The following is a 7,086-nucleotide window of genomic DNA, read 5'->3' as shown; positions in this document are numbered from 1 at the left end:
CGGGGTTTTTTAATATGTGGCAATGTGAATTTATTGAGGTTGGCGGTTGTATTCCGGCGCCAATGGGGAGCTCGCTGCCGCGATGCAATATTCAGTACAGGGCTTGAATTGCGAGAATCCTGCAATAAAAGACCTGCTTATGGATATTGGGACGGAGGAGCTAAGTCATCTGGAAATCGTAGGAACGCTTGCCCGGATGCATCTTGAGCCCATGAAGAAAAAACGAGACCCGGCCGAAGTAGATCCGCTTATTGCAATCGCGGGTGGAGGTGGCGTGGCGCTTTGCAACTCCGTCGGGGAACCTTGGACGGCCAGTTACGTCGCAATTACCGGAGAACTCGATGTTGATCTTAGGAGCAATATTGCAGCCGAGGCGCGTGCGAAAATAGTGTATGAACGCCTGATCGGTTTTTGCGATGATCCGGGGTCGCGCGATGCCTTGCAGTTCCTTATGACCCGCGAAATCACCCACATGAAGGCTTTCGCCGTAGCCCTGGATGGCCTGGGGAAAGACCCATTTTCTATCGGGAAGATCGCTCCTACTCCGGGTTTGGTGGACGAATACTTCAACGAGTCAACTGCTGCAGCACTGCCGGGATAACGTAATTTTTAGGACGCGAGTATCTATTTCGAAAGCAATCGAAAGTCGATTAAAACCAGAGCTGTGTCGCAACACGGTTTACATCACCCTGAAGCAGAGCAGTGCGCAACGCATGTTTCGTAGCAAGCACTAAAGATCAATTATGGAACACAAAATTATTCCCGAAACAAGAAAACCGAATTATGGCGAAGACCGGGCGGCGAGCCAGGGAGAAATCCGTACCGCAGAAATACTTGAAGCACAAGAACGCCAGCGCCTGGAAACGGACAGGATGGTGTCTTCGAACGCGATTGTTGAGGCGGCACTTGCCGTAGAAGACTGGTGGCGGAAATACATCCGGAGCCCCGATTTTCAAAGAGCGCTGGACGACGGATCTTTGAAAGCGCGGATCGTGAGGGGCGGCGACCGAGAATTTGAAGAAGCCGAGATTCGGGATGCCGAAGGGAAGATTTTATTCTATTACAATAAAAAAGGACTCGAAGCGGTCATGAGCCGTACATATACCGGACGTGAAAAAAACTGACCAAAGCGTAGTTGCCATGGAAGATCTCAAATTAAAAAAATGCATACCGTGCGAAAGCGGCGCACTTCCCTTCGACAAGGAACAGATCGGGACATATCTTAAGAAGCTCGATCCGTCCTGGACGCATGTCCACGAAGAAGGCGTCGACAAGATCCGCCGCCAGTTTCAATTCGGCAATTTTACAAAAGCCATGGATTTCGTGAATAAAATAGCCATAATTGCCGAACACGAACAGCATCATCCCGACATACATATCTGGTACGACAAGGTGCTTATCGTGCTCTGGACGCACGCGGTGAAGGGCCTTTCGGAGAATGATTTCATTGTGGCCGCTAAGCTAAACGAGTTGTAAAACACAAGCCCCTCTCTCCTTTGTGCGCATGTTATGGGCATGCTATACTTATTTGAGAAGGATTACTCTTAACTTTTTAACCATATGACGGGATATTGTGTCAAGTGTAAGATGAAGGACGTGGAAATTAAGGATGCCAAGCCCGTAACAAAGGATACCAAGCGTGGTCCGGTGAATTTCATGGTTGGGACCTGCCCAAAATGCGGCACCGCCATGTGGCGGGTGGTTTCTCGGGGTCCCAAAAAGGCCTAAGAGAGCCGTTTATATACCAAATCTTTTAGCTAGAATGGCTCCAAAAGAGCTATTTTAGTTTGTCTTTGCCCCGCACTTATCGCGATAAGTGCGGGGTTACCCTTCGCTTTGCTGCGGGCACTGCGCAATCCCATAAGTCCACAGAACACAAGGAGGGATTGCTTGTTGCACAGTTTTTGTTCCCATGATAAAGTCTTAAATCAATCTTATTTTTTCGGACGGCGTCATTTCTTGCCGGTTTTTGGCAGTAAAGCGCAAAGGCGGGCAAAAGACGCAAGTTCTTGTCATTTTATGAAAAAATTCTTAAAGCATCGTACGAGATTTTTGGCGGGCATCGTGTTCTATGCGATGCTTATGCAACCCATCGCACTTCGTGCTTCCGATGGCGTGCTTACCGGAGCAGAGGAAACGCCGGCGGGCAGTAGCATCTCGATAAGCTCGGTTTCAGGAATCAGTTTTTATTTTCCATCAGTGAGTCGCGCAGGCATTACCACGGTCGTTCGCGAGATCTCGGCCGAGAAATACCCAAATATCGATTTCGGTTCCCCTGCATACGTGTATCGCGCTTCAACAACTGCTCAATTTTCAGGCCCCATAACGGTATGTGTTTCGTTCGACATGGAACGTTTTTCGGTTCCGAATGGGGAAGTGCGGCTTTGGCAGTTAGACGGAACGGAGGCGGCACCGATCACGCACACCTACGGCTGGACGTATGCGTGCGGGAATACGAATCATCTTTCTTCGTTTGTGGCCGCGCAAAATTTTGGCGTGGCACCCGTTACATTTTTCAGCGCCGGTAATCGCAACGCGGCCGCTTCTTTTTCGTCAATGAACGCCGCGGTGTCATTGCAATCAGGATCCTCCTCCCAAGTGTCTCGCGATCCACATGTTTCCCGCGTGCATTTTTTTTCTGCTCAGGGGAGCGCAACTCTTACGATAACCAATGGCAGCTCTCCCATCACCGGCGCGCGCATTCTGCTGAACGGCAGCGTGGTAGGCAACGGGTCGCTTTTCAAAAAACATCAGAACGAACTTTCTTCGCCGGTATCGCTTCTTCCCGGCACAAACACCATCGAGGTTTTTGTGGACGGCGGCCCAGGCTCAAGCTTCACGCTCTCCATTCAGCGTACGCCATAGTTGTGGCGTTGCGAGAATTGTTTGTTTCGGCAATTCCTATTGCGGCTACACAAGAGGCCTTCCATTGAAGCTATTGAATCTGTTGAAAGAGTGATTGCAGATTTTCTGCTCGATCGGGCAAAAAGTTTACATGCATATATATGCAAAAGAAGAAATTTGCAAAAACCGAAAAAGCCTTCCTGTTTCTTCTCGAAAAAGTTTTCGAACTTGGGAGTCTGCCGTTCGAGGTATTTGATCAGGCTACCGCCCATGGCGGTTTTGGCAAACGGACGCTCGGATCGGCGCTCTCTGGCGTTCGCAAGCGTGGTTATGTAAAAACAATCCGCAAACATCATGCGCAAAGTCCCATGCTCGTGCTTACGCCGAAGGGAAACCTGCGCATACTGCTCGAGCGATGCAAACTTCTGCAATCCGAAGAAAGAAAACCATGGGATAAAAAATGGCGCATCATTATTTTTGATATTCCCGAACGGCTTCGCGCGCATCGCGATTTCCTGCGGAGGCATCTTGTGTCTTTCGGATTTGCGAAATTGCACAAAAGCGTTTGGATCACGCCGCGTCGCATCTCCCCGGAGCTCATCCAGCTCCTTTGGGAGATGCGCATAAAAATCTATACCCGCTGTATGGTCGTTGAACACATGGACTACGACAAAGATTTGCTAAAGAAGTTTGAATTGCTCCACGAATCATCAAAAAGAATTTCCGAGTTCGTGACCTGATGAGACAGAAGAGTTTTTGGTGCGGCGTTGATGGATATTAGGGAGTTGGTTTGGGTGCAAACTTTTTGCCCGATCGGGCAAAAAGTTTGCATTTCTCTCGTGTACCATGGAACAGACGATACGATTTTTGGCGGTTATCCACAGGACTTAAGCAGAAAATAAAAAACAAAAGCCGTCAATACGAAAAGAACCGCATACAAATGCGGTTTTTTCGTCTATTCTCTCTCAAATCGGATAGACCCGTGATTCTTCCAAAAATCATCTTCAGCGCCATCTCACGTATGGTACATTAATATATGTAATAGTTGACGAAGTCATCAGTGCCCCAATTCATACGCGACATCATTCCGCCACGCGCCAAGCGCGCAGGGCGGAGCATACTGACAAGTGCACGCCGCGCCCAAACGCGCATTGAAGAGCAGGTTCGACAAGCTCACCGCGAGCGGAAAGAATCTTTCGCGCACGCCGTAAAACGCTTTGCGCTTTTTTTGTTCCGCGCAGAACCCCTTGCGGTGCTTCTGGTGCTTCTTCTGTTCGTGCTGTTCAACAGGTCCATTTTCACGCAAGCCACCGTGAACCGCACGCATGCTACGCGCTGCGAAGGTTCGTTCGTAAGTCCGCAAAATGCCCAAGGAGCTCCCGAGGTGAAACCCGATGGGAGCGTTTTTGATTTCAACGACCAAAACTCCGCCTTTTTCCCCGGCGGCTCCAAAGATATTTCCTGCGACGGGTTTTCCCGTCCCGAAGAAGATTTCACCAAGGCGCATATTACGTTCGTTTTGGGCGTGAGAAAAAAACAAGGAGCTCCCGCGCCGTTGCCGACGAGCGATGTGATGCGACCAACAACTTCCGCGACCAACAACGAACAACAAACACCAAATGATACAAGTCCGTCTTCCGAACCCGCCGCATCTCTCCCGATTGTATTCCCGACTCTTCCGGAGGAACAAAGTCTGGAATCCGAAACTTCTCCAAGCCCGTCGGATATTTCTGTTCCAAGCGAAACGATTATTCCGGAGCCGACGCCACAAGCGTCAGATGCCGCCGAACCAACACCCGAAGAAACGCCCCAATCCTCTGACACTGTAGAGCCGGAGCCGCCTGTCCCGAGTATTTCCGAAGGGAGCCCCGTTTCAAAATTTTTCCGCTTCTTTGAATCGATATTCTATCCCGCATACGCGCAGGAAGAAGCCGCGCCCTCCGATAGCTCTTCTCCTGGGCAAGCTCCATTAACCGGAAACACGGAAAGCTTGCCCGCTCAATCCTCCCCCGGAGAATTGAGCCCAAGTCCGAGCGACGTGATACAAGAAACGCCCCAAGCTTCACAAACGATACAGGCGCCACAAACAGAAACAAGTCCGACGATTTCTCCGACGGAGACTTCCGAGGCGAATATCATTCTTCCGAACATTGACGGAGAACTGCCCGTCCCGAGCGATGTGATACAGGAGACACTGCAAAAGATACAAACAGAAACGGGCTCAATAGAAGCGCCGGAGGAAACACCGGTGCCAAGCCCGACTCCTTCTCCAATCCCGACAGAATCCACAGAACCCCAGCTCATTCTTCCGGGCCTGGACGAAGGTCTTGAAGAAGAGTCCCCGGATTCCCAACTACAGGACTTCAGCTTTGTAGATTTCGTAGCTCGTATCCAATATGCCGTGGGGGACAGCCAATGGAAGACGCTGGAGGAGATCACTAAAATATCTAATACTCAATATCAAATATCCAATGAAACCCAAAGGCCAAGCGAAAGCCTTGCGCCGAGCCCGTCCGATACCATTTTGCCCAGCCCGTCCGATACGATTGCTCCTACTCCCAGCGATACGCTTCTTTCATCCCCCGAGGCATCTGTGCTTCTTGAAGCATCGCCAACGCTGTCCATTGAAGCGAGCGCGGAACCCGCTCCCTCCGGAACTCCGGAAGAGCCCGCTACAACCCGCATACGTCTTACACCCGAAATAACGCCCGAACCCGAAGCGCGCCCATTGCCGCTCGATTCCTCCGAGCCAATCCCGGAAACCTCCCCCGTGGCTCCACTCGGAACAAGTCTGCTCCGAAGATTTCTCTTCCAAAATGCTATTGCGCAGGATCAGGAAGGCGCGAACGCCCGCATCTACTACACCTACGACCTGCCAAAAACATTTACTGCGGACGACCTGGAAATTCTCAAGGCGCGGCTCGACGTCCTTGCGGTAGAGGATGCCAATGTTGAAATATACCTGGACAGCGTATACATCGAAACCGAAACGGAAGAGAATATCCTCCAGTCTGCTCTTCCTGCATCAGAAGAGTCTCAAGAAGAAGAACAAGCTCCGCAAAGGGGAACGGTCGTGGCGAAGCTTCCCAAGAGCGATCTCAAGTTCCATGACCGCCAGAACGATCCCAACCCTTCGACTCCGCTCAGGGCAAGAAGCCGATACCGCTTCTCCTCCGAACACGACGGCATCCGCATTGAAGTTGCGGAAAAGGGAAATGAAAAAGTCGGATTCCGTATTGAGGACACCAATTCAAAAAAGTGGCTTAAGTTCGAGCTTGAAAAGTTTCCTCAAACCCCGTTAGAGATAAGACCGCCTTCGGCGTCTGCCGTTCCGGTAGACCGGAACGGATCTCTAACGGGGCAAACATCATCATCAATCTCTCCCTATGAGGATGTCTATCATCAAGACAACAAGCTCCTTTTTCGTGTAGAACAAAACTTCAATGCCGAATATGAAGTACAACAAGACCGCGTAAAGGCGGATTATGTGCTCAAACAACAAATAACAAATAGCAATCAGCAAATAACAACAAATGTTCCCGTCCTCACCTTCCGTCTCAAGCACAACTTCCGCTCGCCTCGCTTGAGCTCCGGCGAAGCGGGCGCAACGGAAGAAAACGAAGGAGTGTATTGGAAACAAGAGTCTGGCGACACAAACGGGATTCCGGGAGACATCATATTTTACGGAGAAAATGGCGCCGAAGTTTTCCGCATGCCGGTGCCGGAAATCACCGACGCGGCGGGGAAAACCGTAGAAGGCGAGCTTATCTACGACCAAAAAACAGGCCTCATCACCCTCACCATCCCGCGAGAATTTCTGGAAACCGCGCAATACCCCATCACCATAGACCCCACGGTGGTCACCACCTCTGCCAACACCAGAGCGCTCAATAACTCCGGCGGGAGAAAGTTGGTTGCCGACAGGTTCGGCAACCTTATTGCGGTTGCGCTCACTGCCGCAAACACGCTCACCGCTATAGGTTCTGCCGATGGAGGCATGACCTGGCCGTTTACGGCAACTATCTCGGTTGCGGCAAAAACATCAGGAGGATTTTCTATCGACATGGATTCGGCTTCAAGCGTGGTGCACGTGGTGTACGCCAATTCCGACGATGATAGCGCCAGCTACTCCCAGGTGTATTTGCGGTATAACGGCTCAAACCAGATTGATGCGCTAAGCGCCTCAACGGCCGTTCTCATTCACGACCTTGCTGCCCAGGAGGCGGTGTGGAACACGGTGGT

The 7,086-nt window shown here is 50.9% G+C and carries 6 protein-coding genes and 1 pseudogene; all 7 read left to right on the top strand.

The window, feature by feature from the left end; translation table 11 throughout:
- Positions 1-55 precede the first annotated feature (55 nt).
- Positions 56-580 (top strand): annotated as a pseudogene (locus tag Q7S09_05615) (manganese catalase family protein).
- A 163-nt stretch (positions 581-743) separates the two neighbouring features.
- Positions 744-1,124 (top strand): hypothetical protein, encoded by a 381-nt coding sequence (locus Q7S09_05610; GenBank protein ID MDO8558624.1) that lies wholly within the window; start codon positions 744-746, stop codon positions 1,122-1,124.
- A gap of 16 nt (positions 1,125-1,140) precedes the next feature.
- Complete coding sequence (locus Q7S09_05605) at positions 1,141-1,476, top strand: 4a-hydroxytetrahydrobiopterin dehydratase (protein MDO8558623.1); 336 nt, start codon at positions 1,141-1,143, stop codon at positions 1,474-1,476.
- A gap of 111 nt (positions 1,477-1,587) precedes the next feature.
- On the top strand, positions 1,588-1,728 hold the full coding sequence (locus Q7S09_05600; GenBank protein ID MDO8558622.1) for a hypothetical protein: 141 nt from the start codon (positions 1,588-1,590) through the stop codon (positions 1,726-1,728).
- A 291-nt stretch (positions 1,729-2,019) separates the two neighbouring features.
- Entirely contained in the window at positions 2,020-2,865 is an 846-nt protein-coding gene (locus Q7S09_05595) for a hypothetical protein (protein ID MDO8558621.1), read from the top strand.
- 140 nt (positions 2,866-3,005) lie between these two features.
- Positions 3,006-3,584, top strand: coding sequence for a hypothetical protein (locus Q7S09_05590; protein ID MDO8558620.1), 579 nt, complete (start codon positions 3,006-3,008; stop codon positions 3,582-3,584).
- Positions 3,585-3,904: 320 nt separating this feature from the next.
- Positions 3,905-7,086: hypothetical protein (locus Q7S09_05585; GenBank protein MDO8558619.1), on the top strand; the 3,182-nt coding region annotated here is incomplete at its 3' end.

It is taken from the genome of bacterium (genome assembly GCA_030649025.1).
GTDB lineage: Bacteria > Patescibacteriota > Minisyncoccia > JAUYLV01 > JAUYLV01 > JAUSGO01.
This window is presented reverse-complemented; position numbering and strand designations above follow the sequence as displayed.

Bases quoted from the DNA above. Each gene is read 5' to 3' on its own strand.
- Q7S09_05605 (MDO8558623.1), top strand. From the start codon at position 1,141: ATGGAAGATCTCAAATTAAAAAAATGCATACCGTGCGAAAGCGGCGCA.
- Q7S09_05600 (MDO8558622.1), top strand. From the start codon at position 1,588: ATGAAGGACGTGGAAATTAAGGATGCCAAGCCCGTAACAAAGGATACC.
- Q7S09_05595 (MDO8558621.1), top strand. From the start codon at position 2,020: ATGAAAAAATTCTTAAAGCATCGTACGAGATTTTTGGCGGGCATCGTG.
- Q7S09_05610 (MDO8558624.1), top strand. From the start codon at position 744: ATGGAACACAAAATTATTCCCGAAACAAGAAAACCGAATTATGGCGAA.
- Q7S09_05590 (MDO8558620.1), top strand. From the start codon at position 3,006: ATGCAAAAGAAGAAATTTGCAAAAACCGAAAAAGCCTTCCTGTTTCTT.